Annotated in this window: 21 protein-coding genes and 2 pseudogenes; 14 read left to right on the top strand and 9 right to left on the bottom strand. The window is 70.2% G+C overall.

Annotation, left to right across the window (positions count from 1 at the left end):
- Both VGK78_RS13025 and VGK78_RS13020 read left to right on the top strand, forming a co-directional pair.
- Positions 1 to 253, top strand: a pseudogene (locus VGK78_RS13025) (hypothetical protein); the annotation flags it as partial.
- The gene (locus VGK78_RS13020) at positions 253 to 465 is read left to right on the top strand and encodes an HNH endonuclease signature motif containing protein (RefSeq protein WP_331528078.1); all 213 of its coding nucleotides are present in this window, start codon (positions 253 to 255) and stop codon (positions 463 to 465) included. The pseudogene VGK78_RS13025 and the gene VGK78_RS13020, both read left to right, overlap by 1 nt.
- Positions 466 to 504: 39 nt before the next feature.
- Here the strand turns inward: VGK78_RS13020 and VGK78_RS13015 are convergent, their stop codons facing one another.
- Complete coding sequence (locus VGK78_RS13015) at positions 505 to 957, bottom strand: hypothetical protein (RefSeq protein WP_331528077.1); 453 nt, start codon at positions 955 to 957, stop codon at positions 505 to 507.
- Positions 958 to 1,023: 66 nt separating this feature from the next.
- Between VGK78_RS13015 and VGK78_RS13010 the strand changes: the two genes are divergently transcribed.
- Positions 1,024 to 1,728: an ArsR/SmtB family transcription factor gene (locus VGK78_RS13010; protein WP_331528076.1), complete on the top strand. Its 705-nt coding sequence runs from the start codon at positions 1,024 to 1,026 to the stop codon at positions 1,726 to 1,728.
- Here the strand turns inward: VGK78_RS13010 and VGK78_RS13005 are convergent, their stop codons facing one another.
- Positions 1,729 to 2,301 (bottom strand): DUF952 domain-containing protein, encoded by a 573-nt coding sequence (locus VGK78_RS13005; RefSeq protein ID WP_331528075.1) that lies wholly within the window; start codon positions 2,299 to 2,301, stop codon positions 1,729 to 1,731. It lies immediately after the preceding gene.
- A gap of 25 nt (positions 2,302 to 2,326) precedes the next feature.
- A complete protein-coding gene (locus tag VGK78_RS13000) occupies positions 2,327 to 2,632 on the bottom strand; it encodes a hypothetical protein (RefSeq protein ID WP_331528074.1) in 306 nt (101 codons plus the stop codon).
- A gap of 148 nt (positions 2,633 to 2,780) precedes the next feature.
- Here VGK78_RS13000 and VGK78_RS12995 point away from each other — a divergent pair, with 148 nt between their 5' ends.
- Positions 2,781 to 3,377: a histidine phosphatase family protein gene (locus VGK78_RS12995; protein WP_331528073.1), complete on the top strand. Its 597-nt coding sequence runs from the start codon at positions 2,781 to 2,783 to the stop codon at positions 3,375 to 3,377.
- Between the two features lie 11 nt (positions 3,378 to 3,388).
- Here VGK78_RS12995 and VGK78_RS12990 read toward each other — a convergent pair whose 3' ends face one another.
- Positions 3,389 to 4,000: a TetR/AcrR family transcriptional regulator gene (locus VGK78_RS12990; RefSeq protein WP_331528072.1), complete on the bottom strand. Its 612-nt coding sequence runs from the start codon at positions 3,998 to 4,000 to the stop codon at positions 3,389 to 3,391.
- A gap of 16 nt (positions 4,001 to 4,016) precedes the next feature.
- Here VGK78_RS12990 and VGK78_RS12985 point away from each other — a divergent pair.
- The 3 genes and pseudogenes from VGK78_RS12985 (at position 4,017) to VGK78_RS12975 (ending at position 7,285) form a co-directional block, all read left to right on the top strand.
- Positions 4,017 to 5,687 (top strand): annotated as a pseudogene (locus VGK78_RS12985) (MFS transporter).
- Between the two features lie 53 nt (positions 5,688 to 5,740).
- Positions 5,741 to 6,646: a slipin family protein gene (locus VGK78_RS12980; protein ID WP_331528071.1), complete on the top strand. Its 906-nt coding sequence runs from the start codon at positions 5,741 to 5,743 to the stop codon at positions 6,644 to 6,646.
- A gap of 30 nt (positions 6,647 to 6,676) precedes the next feature.
- Positions 6,677 to 7,285, top strand: coding sequence for a hypothetical protein (locus VGK78_RS12975; RefSeq protein WP_331528070.1), 609 nt, complete (start codon positions 6,677 to 6,679; stop codon positions 7,283 to 7,285).
- A gap of 34 nt (positions 7,286 to 7,319) precedes the next feature.
- Here the strand turns inward: VGK78_RS12975 and nucS are convergent, their stop codons facing one another.
- Positions 7,320 to 8,012, bottom strand: coding sequence for an endonuclease NucS (gene nucS, locus VGK78_RS12970; RefSeq protein WP_331528069.1), 693 nt, complete (start codon positions 8,010 to 8,012; stop codon positions 7,320 to 7,322).
- Between the two features lie 37 nt (positions 8,013 to 8,049).
- Here nucS and VGK78_RS12965 point away from each other — a divergent pair, with 37 nt between their 5' ends.
- Positions 8,050 to 8,967: an FAD-dependent oxidoreductase gene (locus VGK78_RS12965; protein ID WP_331528068.1), complete on the top strand. Its 918-nt coding sequence runs from the start codon at positions 8,050 to 8,052 to the stop codon at positions 8,965 to 8,967.
- A gap of 177 nt (positions 8,968 to 9,144) precedes the next feature.
- On the opposite strand, the gene VGK78_RS12960 is transcribed toward VGK78_RS12965, so the two are convergent.
- Positions 9,145 to 10,911, bottom strand: coding sequence for an ABC transporter substrate-binding protein (locus VGK78_RS12960; RefSeq protein ID WP_331528067.1), 1,767 nt, complete (start codon positions 10,909 to 10,911; stop codon positions 9,145 to 9,147).
- Positions 10,912 to 11,070: 159 nt separating this feature from the next.
- Here VGK78_RS12960 and VGK78_RS12955 point away from each other — a divergent pair, with 159 nt between their 5' ends.
- The 5 genes from VGK78_RS12955 to VGK78_RS12935 all read left to right on the top strand — a co-directional run bounded on the left by VGK78_RS12955 (position 11,071) and on the right by VGK78_RS12935 (position 15,280).
- Positions 11,071 to 12,903: a 3-hydroxyacyl-CoA dehydrogenase family protein gene (locus VGK78_RS12955; protein ID WP_331528066.1), complete on the top strand. Its 1,833-nt coding sequence runs from the start codon at positions 11,071 to 11,073 to the stop codon at positions 12,901 to 12,903.
- 32 nt (positions 12,904 to 12,935) lie between these two features.
- Positions 12,936 to 13,532, top strand: coding sequence for a TMEM175 family protein (locus VGK78_RS12950; protein WP_331528065.1), 597 nt, complete (start codon positions 12,936 to 12,938; stop codon positions 13,530 to 13,532).
- A 526-nt stretch (positions 13,533 to 14,058) separates the two neighbouring features.
- Complete coding sequence (locus VGK78_RS12945; RefSeq protein ID WP_331528064.1) at positions 14,059 to 14,403, top strand: hypothetical protein; 345 nt, start codon at positions 14,059 to 14,061, stop codon at positions 14,401 to 14,403.
- Between the two features lie 19 nt (positions 14,404 to 14,422).
- Positions 14,423 to 14,620: a hypothetical protein gene (locus tag VGK78_RS12940; protein WP_331528063.1), complete on the top strand. Its 198-nt coding sequence runs from the start codon at positions 14,423 to 14,425 to the stop codon at positions 14,618 to 14,620.
- A gap of 288 nt (positions 14,621 to 14,908) precedes the next feature.
- Complete coding sequence (locus tag VGK78_RS12935) at positions 14,909 to 15,280, top strand: HNH endonuclease signature motif containing protein (RefSeq protein ID WP_331528062.1); 372 nt, start codon at positions 14,909 to 14,911, stop codon at positions 15,278 to 15,280.
- 16 nt (positions 15,281 to 15,296) lie between these two features.
- On the opposite strand, the gene VGK78_RS12930 is transcribed toward VGK78_RS12935, so the two are convergent.
- From VGK78_RS12930 to VGK78_RS12920, 3 genes are read right to left on the bottom strand one after another with little or no spacing between them, the layout of a single operon-like run.
- A complete protein-coding gene (locus VGK78_RS12930; protein ID WP_331528061.1) occupies positions 15,297 to 15,734 on the bottom strand; it encodes a VOC family protein in 438 nt (145 codons plus the stop codon).
- Positions 15,731 to 16,315, bottom strand: a complete 585-nt coding sequence (locus VGK78_RS12925) for a DinB family protein (RefSeq protein ID WP_331528060.1) — start codon at positions 16,313 to 16,315, stop codon at positions 15,731 to 15,733. Before VGK78_RS12925 ends, VGK78_RS12930 begins: the two co-directional genes overlap by 4 nt.
- Entirely contained in the window at positions 16,312 to 17,310 is a 999-nt protein-coding gene (locus VGK78_RS12920; RefSeq protein WP_331528059.1) for a DUF664 domain-containing protein, read from the bottom strand. Before VGK78_RS12920 ends, VGK78_RS12925 begins: the two co-directional genes overlap by 4 nt.
- A gap of 84 nt (positions 17,311 to 17,394) precedes the next feature.
- On the opposite strand from VGK78_RS12920, the gene VGK78_RS12915 reads away from it, so the two are divergent.
- Positions 17,395 to 18,357 carry a helix-turn-helix transcriptional regulator gene (locus VGK78_RS12915; protein ID WP_331528058.1) on the top strand — a complete coding sequence of 321 codons (963 nt, stop codon included), beginning with the start codon at positions 17,395 to 17,397 and terminating at the stop codon, positions 18,355 to 18,357.
- Positions 18,358 to 18,364 lie beyond the last annotated feature (7 nt).

The raw sequence follows: 18,364 nt of genomic DNA, 5'->3' as shown, positions 1-18,364 counted from the left end.
GACACCGCGGTGGCCGGGCACAGTCGGAATCGGGGTCGGGGTGTCCGGGGTGAGCGGGGACGGCACCGAGCTGTCGGGCTCGACCATCCGCCGGTTGGCCTGTGACGCCGAGATCATCCCCGCCGTCCTCGGCAGCCGCGGCGAACCTCTGGATGTGGGCCGGGCCCGGCGGCTGGTCACCGTCGCGATCTGGGCCGCCCTGGTCTTCCCGACCGGCACTGTGCGTTCCCCGGCTGTGACCGGCCGCCGTTGATGTGTCACGCCCACCACATCCGGCACTGGATCCTCGGCGGCGAAACCAAACTCGAAAACCTGGTCTTGGTGTGCGGCCACCATCACCGGGTCATCCACGACTCACCATGGCAAGTCAGGCTCAACCCCGACGACCACAAACCCGAATTCCGTCCATCACCGAAGCCCGGTGTGGAAAACCCCTGGATCCGATATCGACCCCGACGAGAATGACAGTCGGAGACCCCTCATCCGCAGGGGTAACGCGGCAGATCAGGAGAGGTCGCCGACCTGTTCGGCGTACCAGAGCACGCCGGTGAGGTGGTCGGCGATCTCGCGCAGGGTCCAGCCGTCCCCGCGCGGGCGGTCCCACTCGTCCGGCCCGGCTGCGGCCAGCCGGAGGGAGAAGGTCCGCGCCAGGCGTGGCAGGCGTTGGTGGGCCTCGTCGCGGTCCACCTCGGTGAACCGCGCCCAGTCCGACTCGAGGGTGACCAGGCTGCCGTGCCAGGCGTCCGGCTGGGTCCCGACGCCGGCGAGCACCGCCTCCACCTCGGCGAGGTGGTCGATCAGGTGGTCGGCGATCCGGCGTACTGCCTTGTGCGGGGTGTAGACGCGGTCGCCGTCCTCGCTGACTTTCGGCCTGTCGTCCCAGCGGAGCCAGGTGTCGACCAGCGCGAGCGACCGGCGTACGGCCTCCTCGACCGCGGTCCCCGGGTTGTCGTCCATGCCGGCGAGGCTAGGGACCCGAGACTTCGGGACGGACCGAAACGTGCCGCGCCTACCCTCGAGGACATGTACGACGTCGACCTGGCCGCGGTCGGAGCGCTTCTCGGCCATCAGAGCCGGGCCGCGATGCTCGACGCGCTGCTCACCGGCCGGGCGCTGACCGCGACCGAGCTGGCTCGTGCCGCGGGCGTGAGTGCGGCGACAGCCAGCGAGCACCTGGCCAAGCTGCGCGAGGGCGGGCTGGTCGAGGTGGTGGCGCAGGGCCGGCACCGCTACCACCGGCTCGCCTCTCCCGAGGTCGGTGCGGCCCTCGAGTCCCTCTCGCACATCGCGCCCGCGAAGCCGGTGACCACGCTGCGCCAGTCCAGCCGCGCCAGGTCGTTGGCCGAGGCGCGGACCTGCTACGACCACGTCGCGGGGCGTAGCGGCGTCGCGCTCCACGACGGCCTGGTCGCCCGAGGCTGGCTGGTGCCCGAGCCGGGCGGCTACGGGCTGTCGGAACCCGGCGTCGAGGGGCTGCTCGGTTGGGGTGTCGATGTCAGCTCGGCCCGCGCGGCGCGGCGCCGGTTCGCCCGGCCCTGCCTGGACTGGACCGAGCGTAGGGAGCACCTCGCCGGCTCGCTGGCGGCGGCCCTGGCCACTGCGCTGATCGACGGACCGGAGCCGTGGTTCCAGCGACGCTCGGAGGACCACCGCGGGCTCCTGCCCACCGCCCTCGGACGTCGCCGGCTCGCCGAGCTCGGGTGGGAGCCGGCCGAGCAGTCCGCCTGATCAGGACTTCGGCCGGGTCCGACCCGCCCACTCGGCGTACCCCAAGGCGATCAGCGCGGCCACGGCCAGGACGGCCATCAAGGACCAGAGGACGAAGGAGACGCCGAGGGGAAGCCGCCCGTCGTCGGTGCTGGCCTGCGCGACGACCGCACACCCGAAAGCCGCCAGTGCCGCGGCGGCGAGGACGATCGCCAGACCGCGGAATGCCACGACCGTGGGTGGAGAGGGGCTGGTGTGAGCGCGGAGCTCGAGGTCGATCGGCGGCAGGCGGGCGGGACGCCAGGCGACCACGGCCGAAGTCGGGATCGGGCCGTAGACGTGGGGGTAGACCTCCTCACCGACCTGCTCGTCACGTATCTCCGCCTCGAGCAGGTCGGTCTCGATCTCCAGGACCAGCAGCGGCTCGGTCACGTCGGCGTAGAAGCGGTCACGGACGAGCGGCACCTGGTCGTGCCGCGCCGCGTGGATGAAGCCCTCCTCCTCGAGGGTCCTCCCGTACGTCGATGCCGTGTAGGTCCCGGTCTGTTGCGCCTGCTTCCAGTCGGCCAGCGTGGCGATGTGGAAGATGCGCATGCCGCGCATCCTGCCCGCCGGAGCGTCAGGCGGCCACACCCACCGGGTGTCGGCCGCGCCCCGTACGGCGGTCCCGGACGTAGTGACCCAGCGCGACCAGTCCGAAGCCGGCGGCGAAGATCGACACGGTGACCAGGCCGTAGGCCCACGGGAACTTCTGCTTGTCGAACGCCGGGTCGGTGCTGTCGTTGATCACGTCGAGGATCAGGTAGAGCGTCTGGAAGGTGAACGCCCACAGATAGGCGACGGCGTACGTCGTGTTGGCGGCCAGGCGCGAGCGCACCAGGTAGCCGAGTGGGAACGCCGACAGGACGGTGATGATCGCGATCACGAGGAGCCTCCTGGGATGTGGTGTCGCGGACGGGTCCACCGTGCTGGTGGACGATGTCCCGATGGCAGGGCACGGCTCCCCGGACCGGTCCGGTGGCTTCCCGAGCGCCCGGGACGGAGCTCCCGAGGTCGGTGGGTAGTTTGGAGGTGTGAGCGACGTGCACTGCCCTGCGCGGATCCTCGTGAGCCGGCACGGCGAGACCGAGTACGAAGCGGAGGAGATGGGGATCGCGGGAGGCAGCCTGTCGACGCTCGGTCGTGCACAGGCCCGCCAGCTGGGGGAGCGGCTGCGGTCCCAGCGCGTCGCCGGCGTGTTCTGCAGCGAGCTCTCGCGCTCCGTGCAGACCGCCGAGATCGCGGCCGGGGTACTGGGGCTTCCGGTGCGCGTCCGGGAGCGGCTCCAGGAGTTCGCGGTCGGTGACTACCTCGGCAAGCCCTACGACCCGGTGTTCTTCCACCAGGTGCTCGGCTCCTGGCTCAAGGGCGACCTGGAGCCGGGCGTTCCGGGCGGTGAGACCGGCCAGGAGGTCGTCGACCGGGTGATGCCGGTCCTGGAAGGGATCGCCGACGACTTCCGGGGCGAGACGGTGCTGGTCGTGACGCACGGCGGGGTCATCCTGGCGCTGTTCGGGCTGCTCGCGCCCGGTTCGCCGTACGCGCCGACGCACGAGGACGACGTGCCCAACGCCGCGTCGTACCTCTTCGAGCGCGACGCCGACGGCTGGCGGGTGACCGGCGCCGGCTGAGCCCGCCCCGGTCACCCCATCAGGCCTCGGTGGACCACCTCGAGGACAGACTCGAGCAGCTGGTCGCGCACCACGGACGGCACCTCGGCGAGCGGGCCGTTCACGGTCAGCTCGGCGTACCCGTGCACCGTCGCCCAGCAGCTCACGTCGGCACCCTGGCGGCGCTCGGGCGCGAGAGAACCGACCTCGACGAGCTCGTCGAGGACGGTGTTGAGGACGCCGTAGGGGCCGGCTCGCGTCGCCAGGTCCGGCTCGGGCCCGGCCGGTGAGGAGAAGGCGACCGCGAACAGGCCGGGCTCGCGGACCGCGAAGTCGACGTACGCCCGGCCGGTCTCGCGGAGCCGCTCCGCGGCGCGGGCGGCGGGGTCGTCGATCGCGACCGCGTCGATGCGCTCCTGCATCGCCCGCTCCAGCTGGGCCATGGCCCGGTCGGAGACCTCGGTGAGCAGCGCGGCGCGGTCGTCGAAGTGCCGGTACGCCGCGTTGTGCGACACACCGGCCCGCCGCGCCACCTCGCGCAGCACCACGCCGTCCGGGCCGGTGCTGCGGGCGAGCTCGACCGCGGTGTCGACCAGGACCGGCCGCAGGTTGCCGTGGTGGTACGGCTGGGTGCGCGGGGTCACGGGTCGAGGATAGGCGATGTTGACAGTGGTTACATGCCGGAGTAACGTGATGTTGGCAGCGTCCACATCGCACCTCCCACGTTCTCCAGGAGCAGTCATGAGCCAACCGCAAGGCGCACAGCAAGCCGCAGAGCCGGCCGCGGAGTCGGCCGCACGGAAGGCACCGCGCAAGGCCCTCGTCCTGGCCACGGTCTGCGCGGCCGTCCTCGCCATCAACCTCGACACCACGATCGTGAACGTGGCCCTGCCGTCGATCTCGCGCGAGCTCTCCGCGGGCACCCGGCAGCTGCAATGGGTCGTCGACGGCTACAACCTCGCCTTCGCCGGCCTCGTGCTGGCGGCGGGCAGCATGTCGGACCGGTTCGGCCGGCGCCCGGCCCTGATCATCGGTCTGCTCGGCTTCGCCGCGGCGAGCGCGGCCGGGGCACTGGTCACCTCGGCGGGTGCGCTGATCGTGACCCGCTTCGTGATGGGCACGTTCGCGTCGCTGATCTTCCCGACCACACTGTCGGTCATCAGCAACACCTTCCGCGAACGTCGTGAGCGCGCGGCCGCGTTGGGGGTCTGGGGCGCGGTCGTCGGGATGGGCGTCGCGGCGGGACCAATCACCGGCGGTGTGCTGCTCGAGCATTTCTAATGGGGAAGCGTCTTCTGGGCGCTGGTCCCGCTGGCGCTGGTGACCGCCGCTGCGGCGTACTCCTGGGTGCCGGAGTCGCGCGACCCGGCGGTCCCGCCGCTGGACCTGCCCGGCCTGGGTCTCTCCGTGGCGATGCTGGCGACCCTGACCTACACGATCATCGAGGCGCCCTCGCACGGATGGTCGTCGATCGAGACGCTGGGCGGGTTCGCCGCCGCATCAGTGCTGCTGGCCGCGTTCGTGCTGCGCGAGCGGCGGACCGCGCACCCGATGCTGGACGTCTCGCTGTTCCGAGACCGTCGCTTCAGTGTGGCGAGCGGAGCGGTGACCGTCACGTTCTTCGCCCTGTTCGGGTTCATCTTCCTGGTCACCCAGTACTTCCAGTTCGTCCGCGGGTACGGCGCGCTGTCGACGGGCGCGCGGATCCTCCCGGTCGCGCTCTCGATCGCCCTGGCGTCGGTCATCGGCGCGGCGACGGCGCCGCGGATCGGCACCAAGATCGTGGTGACGACCGGCATGGTCCTGTTCGGGGCGTCGTTCCTGTGGATCTCCACCACGGGCGTGGCGACGCCGTACGCCACCGAGATCGTGCCGCAGATGGTGTTGATGGGGCTCGGGATGGGGCTGATCTCAACACCCGCGACGGAGTCGATCCTGCTGGTGCTGCCGCCCGCACGGGCCGGCGTGGGGTCCGCGGTGAACGACGCCACGCGGGAGCTGGGCGGGACCCTGGGGGTGGCCGTGGTTGGCTCGGTCTTCTCGTCGGTCTTCGGCTCGCACCTCGCAGCGGGTGCCTTCTCCTCACTCCCGTCGTCGCTGGTGGCTCGGGCACAGGACTCGGTCGGCGTCGCCGCGGTCGCCGCGAGCCGCGACCCACGGCTGCTGTCGGCGTTCCACGACTCGTTCATGTCGGCCATGGCGACGGCGTGCATCGTGGTCGGCCTGCTGTGCATGGCGGGTGCCGTTGCCGCGGCGTTCCTGCTGCCGGGTCGGCTTCCGGCTCCGGCCGAGGAGCAGAGTTCGGAGGAGGCGGAGGCGCTGGCCGCCTGATCCACCCTGGCGGCCCTCGCAACGCGGCGTACTCTGGAGAGCCAGGAGTGGTCATGGAACTGGTGACTCTTTTCGTCCTCGTCGTCGTGGTGGTCGCGGCGGCCCTGTGGTTCTCGAGTGCGCGGGTGGTGCGGCAGATCGAGCGGGGCGTGGTGTTCCGGCTCGGGCGTGCCCAGGAGAACGTGCGGCCACCCGGCCTGACCATGCTGGTGCCGATGGTCGACCGGATGACGAAGGTCAACGTCCAGGTCGTGACGCTGCCGGTGCCCGCGCAGGAGGGGATCACCCGCGACAACGTGACCGTGAAGGTCGATGCCGTCGTCTACTTCCGGGTGACCGACCCGTGGCGGGCCGCGGTCATCGTGCAGGACTACCGGTTCGCGATCCTCCAGGTCGCCCAGACCTCCCTGCGCTCGATCATCGGCAAGAGCGAGATGGACGACCTGCTGTCCAACCGGGAGAAGCTCAACGAGGGGCTCGAGATCATGATGGACAGCCCCGCCGCGGGCTGGGGCATCGAGATCGACCGGGTCGAGATCAAGGACGTCGCGCTGCCGGAGTCGATGAAGCGCTCGATGTCGCGCCAGGCCGAGGCCGAGCGCGAGCGCCGGTCGCGGATCATCACCGCCGACGGCGAGCTCCAGGCCTCCGAGAAGCTGGCGGCGGCGGCTCGCCAGATGAGTGCCACGCCCGCTGCGCTGCAGCTACGGCTGCTGCAGACCATGGTCGAGGTGGCCGCCGAGAAGAACTCCACCCTGGTGCTGCCCTTCCCGGTCGAGATGCTGCGGTTCTTCGAAGCGGCTGCGCGCGGCGATGTGTCCCTGACGGCTGCCGCATCCGAGTCGGAGCTTCCGGCCGGCGGGTCCGAGCCGCGGTCCGAGCCGGTGCTCCACACCAACGGTCACGGTTCGTCCGCTCCCTCGCCCTCGCCCGAGCGTTCAGGGCCCGCTACGTCGTAGCCGTCACGGGGTCTGGAAGGGTGACGGCCCATGACCGCCACCTACGTCGTGACCGACATCGAGGCCACGGGCTTCCGGCCGGGGCGGCACTCGATGCTCTCCTTCGCCAGCGTCGCGGTGACCGGGTCCGGCGAGGAGCGCGGTCGGTTCGAGGCGGTGCTCGCGGAGCTGCCGGGGGCGGGGTGGGATCCGGGCACCCGGTCGTGGTTCGAGACCTCCGAGCCGGAGGCGCTGTCGGCCGCCACCACCGACCCGCGCGACCCGGGCGAGGTGATGGCCGACTTCGTCACGTTCGTCCGCGGTCTACCCGGTCCGCGCGTCTTCGCCGCCCGCCCGGTCGCGTTCGACGGCTCCTGGATCGACCACTACCTGCGTCTTTTCACCGACCACCAGCTGCTCGACGGCTTCTACGACGAGGACCCCCTGTTCCACGACTCGCTGTGCCTGAGCTCGTACGCCGCCGCGGTGCTGGGCCTGTCGGTGCCGGCGGTGACGCCCACGACCTTCCCGCCGGAGTGGCTGGGCAACGTTCCCCACACCCATCGCGCGATCGACGACGCCGTCGGCTACGCCCACCTGCTGGCGGAGCTGTTGCGGCGCACCGGGGTGACGGGTCGTGTGTCCCAGGACGGGCCATAGACCGTCCTCAGGCACACGACCCGTCGGCGGCTGCTCAGAAGAGCCGGTCGTCCGCGTTGTCGAGGCCGCGGAGAGCGTCGTAGTCGACGACCGCACACGCGATCCCGCGGTCGGATGCCAGCACACGTGCCTGGGGCTTGATCTCCTGGGCCGCGAAGATGCCGCGCACCGGCGCGAGCAGCGGGTCGCGGTTGAGCAGCTCGAGGTAGCGGGTGAGCTGCTCGACGCCGTCGATCTCTCCACGCCGCTTGATCTCGACGGCGACGGCGGAGCCGGCCGCGTCGCGGCACATCAGGTCGACCGGGCCGATCGCGGTCGGGTACTCGCGGCGTACCAGCGTCAGGCCCTCGCCGAGGTGCGACGGGTGATCGGCGAGGAGCTCCTGGAGATGCTTCTCGACGCCGTCCTTCTGCAGGCCGGGATCGACGCCGAGCTCGTGCGAGGTGTCGCTGATGACCTCCTCGATGAGGATCTGGAGCGTGTCGGCGATCCCGTTCGTCGTCGACGACCGCGCGGTCACCGTCCACAGTCTCGCGCCGTCCTCGGCCACGCCCTCGCGCAGGGTGCAGGGCGGGGACATCCAGTTCAACGGCTTGTACGAGCCGCCGTCGGAGTGGACGAGCACCGACCCGTCAGCCTTGATCATCAGCACCCGGGTCGCCATCGGGAGGTGTGCGGTGAGCCGCCCGGCGTAGTCGACCTGACACCGCGCGACCACCAACCTCACGGGCGAGGACCCTACCCGGTGCGGCACACTCGACGGCATGGCGGAGCGTGTGGTGGTCGTCGGCGCGGGGGTCATCGGCCTCAGCTGCGCCGTGCGGCTGCTCGAGGCCGGCCACCGGGTCGACGTACTGGCCCGCGACCTTCCGCTCGAGACCACCTCCAGCATCGCGGCGGCGATCTGGTACCCCTACCTCGCCTTCCCGCAGGAGAAGGTCACGGCGTGGGGCGCGACGGCGTACGACGAGTTCGCCCGCCTCGCGGAGCAGGGTGCCGACGGGGTGCAGATGCGCCGCGGGACCGAGCTGCTCCGCGAGCCCAAGCCCGACCCGTGGTGGATCCAGGCCGTTCCCACCTTGGAACGGGTCGGACCCCGAGAGCCGTACGCCGACGCGTGGTCCTTCGTCACCCCGGTCATCGACATGCCCCGCTACCTGCCGTGGCTGGCCCGACGCATTGTCGACCTGGGCGGCACGATCACCCGGATGGCCCTGGCCCGGCTGCCCGACGCACCGGTCGTCGTGAACTGCTCCGGTCTCGGCTCCCGAGCCCTGGCCGGGGACACCTCCACCCGACCGGTCCGCGGCCAGGTCGTGGTGGTCGAGCAGGTCGGTCTGGACACCTGGTGGCTCGCGGAGGAGGGACCGGGCGGGGAGGTCCCGACGTACGTCATCCCGCGCACCCTCGACATCGTCCTCGGCGGCACCGACGAGGAGGGGGACTGGAGCCGCACGCCGTCCCAGGAGGTGGCCGCGGACATCGTCGGCCGGGCCACCTCGCTGGTGCCCGAGATCGCCGGGGCGAGGATCCTCCGGCACAAGGTCGGGCTGCGGCCGGCCCGGCCCGAGGTGCGGCTCGAGCGAGCGGGAGACGTCATCCACTGCTACGGACACGGCGGCGCCGGGGTCACCCTTTCCTGGGGGTGCGCCGACGAGGTGGTCGGTCTCGCGGAGAAGTAACAGCGTTCGCCTCCCGGCAAAGGTATGGGCGGCGACCGACAAGATGCGGGGCCTGCGGACCCCCCGACCAAGGGGCGCCGTCGTCCGAAACACCTAGCGCACGTCATCGATCCGGGCCCCGGCGGTCGAGCTCGTCGACCACCGGGACCCGGACCGAGGGTCTGGGTCAGCCGCCTATCACTGGCCGATCCACATGGTGTTCCAGGTCGGCATCCCCAGCGCGCTGTCGTCGTTCACGCCCTGGAGCTGCGAGCCGCGCGCCATGACCACCCCGCCGTAGTAGGTCGGGAACAGCGGGAAGTACTTGGTCATGATCTCCTTGTCGAGGTCGTTCCACGCCTTCGGCTGCTGGTCGAGGGGCATCAGCTGGATCTGGTTGATCTCCTTGCCCACGGCCTTGTTGGAGAACACCGAGTAGTTCGCCCCGAGCGAGCCGGTGTGGGTCGCATCGGTGTTGGCGTACACGGTCGGCAGCCAGGTGCTGCCGGACGGCCAGTCGGAGCACCAGCTGGCCGAACGGACGTTGATGTCCGACTTCACGTTGGCGCGGTCGGTGGTGTAGTTGGCGATCGTGGTCGGCACCGGGACGGCCTTGAAGCCGGCCTGGTTCAGCGCCCTCACGATCGCGTCCTTGACCTTGACGCTGATCGGGTCGTCACTGCGGAACAGGAACTTGATCGGGTAGCCGACGGCGTTGGCCTGCTGCAACAGCTCCTTGGCCTTGGACGCGTCGGTCTCGAACGGCTTCCGCCCGGTGGCGTTGTACGCCGTGCGGCCGGGGATGCCGGGCGGCATCAGGTTGGTCGCGGGGACCGCGGTGATCCCCGGGATGTCGCCACCGGCGAGGATCGCGTTCTTGTACGGGTAGGCCCACGAGAGCGCCTCACGGATGCGCTTGTCGGTGATCTTCCGGTTGTCCGGACCCCAGTAGAACGTGCACGGCTGGCCGCCCAGGATGAGCCGGTCGGGTGAGTCCTGCTTCATCTTCTGGTAGTCCGGCGCGAGCAGGTTGTCGTAGGTGATCGTCGTCTTGCCGCTGCCGCTGTCGGACAGCAGGATCTGGTCGATCTTCTCGGACGGCTGCTGGGTCTTGAAGTCGTAGCCGTCGGGGTACTGCGTGCGCGCCGCGTCGGTGCTCGCATCCCAGTAGGGGTTCTTCTCGAGGACCAGCTCCTTGGACGGGCTGAACGACTTGATCATGTACGGCCCGGTCGACAGAGGGTGGTTCTTGTAGGTCTTCGGGTCCGACGCCTTGCCGGCCGGCACCGGGCCGTTGGCGGGGAAGGCGCCCCAGTACGGCATGTCGGGGAACGGCTTGTCCATGGAGATCGTGAGGGTGTTGCCCTTGACCTTGATGGAGTCGAACTTCTGCGTGGGCGCGGTGTAGGGGCCTTTGTACTTCGCCCCGTCGTGGAAGTAGACGTTGGAGTAGTACTGGCACGGACCGGTGGGGAACGTCGCGACGTCCATGCATCGCTGCATGCCCCAGGCGACGTCCTTGGCAGTCACCGAGGTGCCGTCCTCGAACTTGATGCCGTCGCGGATCGTGAACGTCCACTTGGTGTAGTCGTCGTTGTGCTTACCGAGGTCGGTGGCCAGGTCGGGCACCAGGACCATCTGCTTGCTGTCGGGGTCGTACTTGTACTGCGTCAGCGACCGGAACATCAGCTGACCGCCGATCGACATCGTGTCGAGGTAGTAGATCTCGGCCGGGTCGATCGTCGTGGTGAGACCGGTGTTGGTCAGCACCGTGACGGTGCCGCCCTTCTGGGCACCGTCGATGGTGACCGGGCCTTTGGCCGAGGCGTCGGTCCCGCCGCCGGTGTTACCGAGCTGTCCGGTGTCGATGTTCTGGCCGCTGTCTGATGAAGAGCCCGACCCACCGCACGCGCTGAGCGACAACGCCGCCGTCGCGAGCAGAGCCAAGGCTGAGGAGACCCGCATGGGAAACCCTTCCGAGAGTCGTGCCCGGCTGCCGGATGTGCCGGGCTCAGAGAAGTGATCGTAAGGACAACCTGCCGTGGACGTCAGGTCACGATCCGGTCACGACCTTGTGAGCCACCTCGCGGTGGCACTTCCAAGCAGCGTGGAAGGATGCGGGCCATGACGAGCAGCCCCGATGCCGCCACGCCCGAGACCGCACCGACGACGGACCCAGCCGGCCGCGCGTTCGCCACGATCGGGGTCGTCGGCCTCGGCACGATGGGCGCCGGGATCGCCGAGGTGTTCGCCCGTAACGGCTTCTCGGTGGTCGGCGTCGAGGTGAACGACGAGGCCGTGCAGCGCGGCCGCCAGCACCTCGAGCACTCCACCGGCCGTGCCGTGCAGCGCGGGAAGCTCAGCGAGGAGGACCAGGCGGAGCTGATCGGCCGGGTCACCTTCACCACCACCCTGAAGGACCTCGCGGACGCCGACTTCGTGGTCGAGGCGGTCGTCGAGTCGATCGAGATCAAGAAGTCGATCTTCCGCGAGCTCGAGGGCATCGTGAAGCCGGACACGATCCTGGCCACGAACACCTCGAGCCTCAGCGTCACCGAGATCTCGACCGCGAACCTCCACCCCGGCCGGGTGATCGGGGTCCACTTCTTCAACCCCGCGCCGGTGCAGAACCTGGTCGAGATCGTGCGCACCGTCGTCACCGAGGAGGAGGTGCTCGAGGACGTCAAGGGACTGGTGGCGAGACTCGGCAAGAGCCCCGTGATCTGCGGCGACAGGGCCGGGTTCATCGCCAACACCCTGCTGTTCGGCTACCTCAACCACGCGGCCTCGATGTACGAGGCCCACTTCGCCACGCGCGAAGACATCGACGCGGCGATGCGGTTCGGCTGCGGCTACCCGATGGGGCCGTTGGCGCTGCTCGACCTGATCGGCCTCGACACGGCGTACGAGATCCTCGACACGATGTACAAGCAGGGACGCGACCGCCTGCACGCGCCGGCCCCGATCCTCAAGCAGCTGGTCACGGCTGGATTCCTCGGCCGCAAGACCGGCCGCGGCTTCTACACCTACGAGGAGCCCGACAGCCACGTCGTCGTCGCCGACGCGCGCACACCGGACCGGGAGCACAGTCCCGAGCTGAAGCGCCCCGTCCGCTCCGTCGGGGTCGTCGGCACCGGCACCATGGCCACCGGCATCGTCGAGGTCTTCGCCAGGGCGGGCTACGACGTGACGTACGTCGGCCGCTCCGACGCGAAGGTCGACGGCGTACGGACCTCGATCGAACGCTCGCTGGACAAGGCGATCCAGCGCGGAAAGCTCGAGGAGTCGGCGAAGGCCGAGACCCTCGGTCACCTGACCGGGACGACCCGGCTGGACGACCTCGCGACCGCCGACCTCGTCGTCGAGGCGGTGGTGGAGGACCTCGCGGTCAAGACCACGCTCTTCGAGAACCTCGACGAGATCTGCAAGGCCGGCGCGATCCTGGCCACCACGACCAGCAGCCTGCCGATCATCTCGTGCGCGACCGCGACCAAGCGGCCGCAGGACGTGATCGGGATGCACTTCTTCAACCCGGCGCCGGTGATGAAGCTGGTCGAGGTCGTCTCGACGGTGACCACCGCCGACGACGTCCATGAGACCGTCCTCGCGCTCTGCGCCACACTCGACAAGGTCCCAGTGTCGTGCGGCGACCGTGCGGGGTTCATCGTCAACTCGCTGCTCTTCCCCTACCTCAACGATGCGGTGAAGATGCTCGAGGCCCACTACGCGACCGCCGACGACATCGACACGGCGATGAAGCTGGGCTGCGCCCTACCGATGGGCCCGTTCGAGCTGCTCGACGTCGTCGGCAACGACGTCTCGCTGGCGATCCAGCGGGAGCTGTACCTGGAGTTCCGCGAGCCGGGCTTCGCTCCGGCGCCGCTGCTCGAGCACCTGGTGACCGCCGGCTACCTGGGGCGGAAGACGAAGCGCGGATTCCGCGACTACAGCTCGTGACGGCATGAGGCGCCGATAACTAGGGTCGGCGCATGTCCACGAGTCGCCTCGAGGCGTTCAGCGACGGCGTGCTCGCGATCATCATCACGGTGATGGTCCTCGAGCTCCACGTCCCGGAGCAGGACCACTTCTCCGACCTCTGGCACGACTCCGGGGTCGGGCTTCTCACCTACGTGCTGAGCTTCGTCTACATCGGCATCTACTGGAACAACCACCACCACATGTTCCAGATCGCGGACTACATCGACGGGTCGGTGCTGTGGGCGAACCTGCATCTGCTGTTCTGGTTGTCGTTGTACCCGTTCACCACCGCGTGGCTGGACGAGACGAAGGTCGCGCTGACCCCGACCATCGTGTACGGCGTGAACCTGCTGGCCGCAGCCGTTGCCTACTACGTGCTGCAGCTGCGGATGATGCGGATCCCGGTCACCGGGCCGCGGCTGCGCGACGTCGTCGGCAACGACCTCAAGGGCAAGCTGTCGCCGTTCATCTATCTCCTGGGCATCCTGCTCGCCTTCGTCGAGCCGTGGCTCGGGTTGATCCCGTTCGTCGTCGTCGCGCTGATGTGGTTGGTCCCCGACCGCCGCGTCGAGCGATACCTCGCGGCGCACCAGGAGCTCACCGACTAAAGCCCCGCCCTGCTCGTCGGGTGCGTCGGCGGCTGTGCCGCCACTGGTGGCTGAGGAAGGCGCCCTGGCCGCTAGCGGTGGTTGAGGAAGGCGTCCTGGCGCGTGTCTCGAAACCACCGCTGAGGTCCTGGGCTTGTCGTCGAGATCTTGCGGTGGGTGGTGGGTTGGGTCTTTTGGCTTCAGAGAGGGGCCGGTTTCTCCCGGCCGCCGTTGCCGGCTTCCGGTTTGCACGGGGCTCCGGTCCGGCACGTTTGGGCTACTACCGAAAGGCTCTCGAAAGATCGGCCTGCGAAAGTTTCTCGAACTTTTTCTCGAAAGCGGTCGATAACCCTGTGGACAAGCGGGGGTGAGTGTCGGTGGTGCCTGCTTGGCTTATCGGTATGTCGATCTCGGAACTCTCCCCCCGCCAGCCCGGTGCGACCGGTCCGGCTGCGGTGCTGGCCGAGATCGTGGCTGCGGTCCGGGAGCTGGATGCGACCTGGATGGGACCTGGTGGACCAGCCAGTCCGACGACGACCTGATCGCGGTGACCGAGCTGACCGCCCAGCTGCGGGCGGCGACCGCGGCGGTCGAAGCCGGGGCGGTGGCGGAGGCCGATGCGCGTGACCTGGCCAAGCAGAGGCGGCATCACGTCTCGACCCAGGCGTGGGTGACCCATCTCGGTGGGCTGCGCCAGGGCGAGGGCCGTCGGGTCGTGGCCCGCGCCCATGCCCTGACCGGACCCCTGGCCGCGACCCGGGAGGCGCTGGCTGCCGGCACTGTCAGCCCGGAGCAGGCCGACGTGATCGTGCGATCGATCGAGGCTCTGCCGGTCGGGGAGGCGGTCCGGGCGCGTGGCGAAGAGACGTTGGTGGGGCAGGTGGGGTCTTGATGCCTGCGACCTGGGTCGGGTGGGTCGGCATCTGGTGCATGTGGTCGACCCCGACGGCGAGGACCGCCGGCTCGGGCGACAGCTGGCGCGGGAGGAACGCGCCGCGCACCGGGGCCGGTACCTGTCCATCGCTGCCGATGGTGCCGGCGGGGTCCGGGTCACGGGCCGCGGCTGCGCCGAGGACGGCGCCCTCCTCAAAGCCGCCCTCCTCCACTGACCGCACCGGCTCCGGCGGTCGACGACCACGACGGGACCCTGGTGCCCGACCCGCGCGACCACGGCACCCGGCTCTGGGACGCCCTGGTCCAGACCGCTCAGCACGCCCTGGACACCGACCTGCCACCCGCCTCGCACGGTGCCCCGGCCCGGCTGATGGTCACCATCGGCCACGACGACCTCCAGGCGGGGTCTTGCCGATACCGCGGTCACTGGGCTCGTCGGAATCGGGATCGGGTCGGGGTGACCGGGGGACGGCACCGAGCTGTCGGGCTCGACCATCCGCCGGTTGGCCTGTGACGCCGAGATCATCCCCGCCGTCCTCGGCAGCCGCGGCGAACCCCTGGATGTGGGCCGGGCCTGGCGGCTGGTCACCGTGGCGATCTGGGCCGCCCTGGTGATCCGGGACCGGCACTGTGCGTTCCCCGGCTGTGACCGGCCGCCGTTGATGTGTCACGCCCACCACATCCGGCACTGGATCCTCGGCGGCGAGACGAAACTCGAAAACCTCGTGCTCCTCTGCGGCCACCATCACCGGGTCATCCACGACTCACCCTGGCAAGTCAGGCTCAACCCCGACGACCACAAACCCGAATTCAAACCACCAACCAAACCCGGTGTCGAAAGCGCCTGGATCCGATATCGACCCCGACGAGAATGAAGCTCGAAACCTCTGTTCAGTCGAGGCAGAACTCGTTTCCTTCCGGATCCTGCATCACGATGTACCCCGCGCTCATCGGCGGCTCGGGCTCGAAGCGGCGTACCCTGGTGGCGCCCAGCGCCACCAATCGCTCGCACTCGGCCTCGAGGGCTGTCATGCGCTCATCGCCCTCGAGCCCCGGGGCCGCGCGGACGTCGAGGTGCAGGCGGTTCTTGGCCACCTTCCCTTCGGGAACCTTCTGGAACCACAGCCGGGGCCCCGCGCCCTCGGGGTCGATCGAGGCGGAGGCGTTGTTGCGGTCCTCCTCGGGTACGCCGAAGTGCTCGAGCGCCTCCTCCCACGTCGCGAAGCCGGGCGGGGGAGAGTCGTAGCGGTAGCCGAGCGCCTCGTTCCAGAAGGCGGCGAGGGCGTTCGGGTCGGCGCAGTCGAAGGTGATCTGGACGGTGCGGCTCATCGGAGCTCCTCGGCAGTGCGGTGGGCGTACAGGTCGCGGAGCAGACAGATCTCCGCCCCGTGGTGGATCAGCTCGCGGTTGATGTGCAGGACCAGGTCGGCGTACGGCGACTCGGCCCAGGGCGCTTCCGCCGGGCCGACCGCGCGGGCGAGCCCCTCCTCGCCGAGGCTCGCCACCCCGGCCGACCAGCCGTCGTACGCAGCGTCGAGCTGGGCGAGCGCCCGGTCGGCGTACTCGGTGTACTCCCACGCCTCCCAGTGCGCGTTCGGGCCGTCGAAGTGGTTCATGGTGCGCATCGAGAGGCACTCGACCGTCATGTGCGCGATCCGCCACGCGATCGTCGTGACCGGAGCCGGGTCGGGGTCGTCCGGCGCGTCGTCGCGCTGCAGGTCGCCGGCGCCGATCGGAGCTGGCGACGGACTGGTGCCGCGCGGCCGGATGCTCCAGCAGCCCGGTACCGGTTCCCAGAGGTACTCCTCGTCGGTGAGCCCTTCCACCCGCGGCCGGAACAGCCGTCGGTAGTGGAAGTCGAGCTGGTCGCGCAGGGTCTCGTTCCAGCCGCGGGCGAGGGCGACGCTCATGCCACCGCCTCCGCGGTGGCTCGGGGCGCCCCGGTGCTCGCCGTCACCGGGCGCTGCATGATCCCGAGCGCGTTGCCGAAGGGGTCGACCAGCACCGCGCCACGGTAGCCACCGCCGAACTCGCGAACCTCCTCGCGAACGGCCGCGCCCCGGGCGAGCAGGTCGGCCAGAGCCGCGTCGACGTCCTCCACCTGCCAGTAGGTCACCGTTCCGCCCGGCTCGTGCTCCGCAGATCCGCCGGGTGCGTACGTCAGGTCCAGGATGCCGAGCTCGTGGGCGTGCGGTCCGAGGCGCCACTCGACGTACTCGTCTCGGACGAAGTACGGCTCGGCGCCGAGCAGGTCGGCGTACCACGTGCGCGCGGCCGCGAGGTCCGCCGCGTGCAGCCGCACCGTCGAGACCCCGGACGTGAACGGCGGGTCGACCGGCTTCCACACCGGCATCCATGGGAGATCGGGGAGGCCATCGCGGGCGGCGACCAGGGAGTACATCGTGGCGCCGTCGATGGTCTCGCGGACGATGTCGCCGTGCCCGGCGTGCCGGCTCAGCTCCTCCATCAGGTGCCACCAGACCCAGCGGACGCTCCACGCCTCGACGTCCTTCGGGAACCACGGGGCGTCGGGCACCGGAACGGGCGTGTCCAGGTCGAGACGGCGTACGGCGTCGATCACCGAGGCGCTCACCTCGTCGTACGCCGCCAGCAGGTCCTCGAGCGAGTCGGTCTCGCGGAAGATGAAGCCCTCGAGGTGGTCCACGACGCCTCCGGAGGCGTCCGGCAGCTCGGGTGCGGCCTCGGCGCTCGCCAGCCAGGTGTGCTGCACCGAGGTCACGTGCTTGACCAGCCCGCCGACGCTCAGCGTCGACGCGCTCGGGGCGAGCGCGGCCTGACGTGGCGTGAGCCCGTGCAGGATCGCCCGGAAGGAGTCCTGGGCCTGGGACAGGAAGGCTGCGATCGCGTCGCGCTCGTTCGCGACGGGTGGGACGTGGAGGGCCATGACTGTTCCTTTCTGGGGTGATGCCACCAGTGTCGACCCAAAACAGGACAGGTACTGTCCGCTATCGATGGCAGACTTCGGGACATGGCCGAGACCACCGAGCGGGTGCTGCGACTGCTCGGGCTGCTCCAGCAGCGGCCGGTCTGGACCGGTCCGGAGCTCGCCGAGCGGCTCGGCGTCACCACGCGCAGCATCCGCCGCGACATGGAACGGCTCCGAGCCCTGGGCTACCCGGTGGAGGCCACGCAGGGCGTCGGCGGCGGCTACCAGCTCGGCCGCGGCCGTGGTGTCCCGCCACTGCTCCTCGACGACGCCGAGGCGGTGGCCGTGGCGGTGTCGCTGCGGATGGCGGCGGGCGGCACCGTCTCCGGGGCGAGTGAAGCCGCGCTGCGCACCCTCGCCAAGCTCGACCAGGTGATGCCGCCCCGGCTGCGGAGCGAGGTGCGGGCGATCCACGCAGCGACGCAGACACTCGACTCCGGGCAGGCGGCGGTCGACGGAGACGCCCTGCTCCGGCTGGCACGGGCGGTCCGCGACACGGTGCGGGTGCGCTTCGCCTACGAGTCGCGTGACCAGACCCCCAGTGCGCGCACCGTCGAGCCGGTCGGGCTGGTGGCGACCGGCCGGCGCTGGTACTTGATGGCCTACGACGTCGACCGCGACGACTGGCGCACGTTCCGGCTCGACCGGATGACGAAGGTCGAGCCGACGACGTGGCGGTTCCGCGAGCGGGAGCACGAGGACCCGGCGGCGTTCGTCCAGCGTGCCGTGGCCAGCGCGGCGTACCGCTTCCAGGCGCGGATCGTCGTGCACGCGCCCCTGAGCGAGGTCGCCGAGCGCACCAGCGTCCGCTCCGTCGTGCTGTCCGCGATCGACGACGAGACGACGCTGCTCGAGGCGGGAGGCGAGACCTTGTACGGCCTGGCGTTCCATCTCGCCCTGCTGGGCTGGGAGTTCGAGGTGCAGGAGCCGGCCGAGCTCCGCGCCGCGCTCGCCGAGATGGGCGGGCGCGCCCTTCGCGCTGCCGGAGTGGAGGCTCGCACGTAGGCTCTGG

The sequence above is a fragment of the Nocardioides sp. genome (assembly GCF_036503465.1).
Classification (GTDB): domain Bacteria; phylum Actinomycetota; class Actinomycetes; order Propionibacteriales; family Nocardioidaceae; genus Nocardioides.
This window is presented reverse-complemented; position numbering and strand designations above follow the sequence as displayed.

What these genes read in the sequence shown, in the direction of transcription:
- VGK78_RS13020 (WP_331528078.1), top strand. Translation starts at nt 253, where the DNA reads ATGTGTCACGCCCACCACATCCGGCACTGGATCCTCGGCGGCGAAACC.
- VGK78_RS13015 (WP_331528077.1), bottom strand. Translation starts at nt 957, where the DNA reads ATGGACGACAACCCGGGGACCGCGGTCGAGGAGGCCGTACGCCGGTCG.
- VGK78_RS13010 (WP_331528076.1), top strand. Translation starts at nt 1,024, where the DNA reads ATGTACGACGTCGACCTGGCCGCGGTCGGAGCGCTTCTCGGCCATCAG.
- VGK78_RS13005 (WP_331528075.1), bottom strand. Translation starts at nt 2,301, where the DNA reads ATGCGCATCTTCCACATCGCCACGCTGGCCGACTGGAAGCAGGCGCAA.
- VGK78_RS12980 (WP_331528071.1), top strand. Translation starts at nt 5,741, where the DNA reads ATGGAACTGGTGACTCTTTTCGTCCTCGTCGTCGTGGTGGTCGCGGCG.
- VGK78_RS12975 (WP_331528070.1), top strand. Translation starts at nt 6,677, where the DNA reads ATGACCGCCACCTACGTCGTGACCGACATCGAGGCCACGGGCTTCCGG.
- VGK78_RS12965 (WP_331528068.1), top strand. Translation starts at nt 8,050, where the DNA reads ATGGCGGAGCGTGTGGTGGTCGTCGGCGCGGGGGTCATCGGCCTCAGC.
- VGK78_RS12960 (WP_331528067.1), bottom strand. Translation starts at nt 10,911, where the DNA reads ATGCGGGTCTCCTCAGCCTTGGCTCTGCTCGCGACGGCGGCGTTGTCG.
- VGK78_RS12955 (WP_331528066.1), top strand. Translation starts at nt 11,071, where the DNA reads ATGACGAGCAGCCCCGATGCCGCCACGCCCGAGACCGCACCGACGACG.
- VGK78_RS12950 (WP_331528065.1), top strand. Translation starts at nt 12,936, where the DNA reads ATGTCCACGAGTCGCCTCGAGGCGTTCAGCGACGGCGTGCTCGCGATC.
- VGK78_RS12930 (WP_331528061.1), bottom strand. Translation starts at nt 15,734, where the DNA reads ATGAGCCGCACCGTCCAGATCACCTTCGACTGCGCCGACCCGAACGCC.
- VGK78_RS12925 (WP_331528060.1), bottom strand. Translation starts at nt 16,315, where the DNA reads ATGAGCGTCGCCCTCGCCCGCGGCTGGAACGAGACCCTGCGCGACCAG.
- VGK78_RS12920 (WP_331528059.1), bottom strand. Translation starts at nt 17,310, where the DNA reads ATGGCCCTCCACGTCCCACCCGTCGCGAACGAGCGCGACGCGATCGCA.
- VGK78_RS12915 (WP_331528058.1), top strand. Translation starts at nt 17,395, where the DNA reads ATGGCCGAGACCACCGAGCGGGTGCTGCGACTGCTCGGGCTGCTCCAG.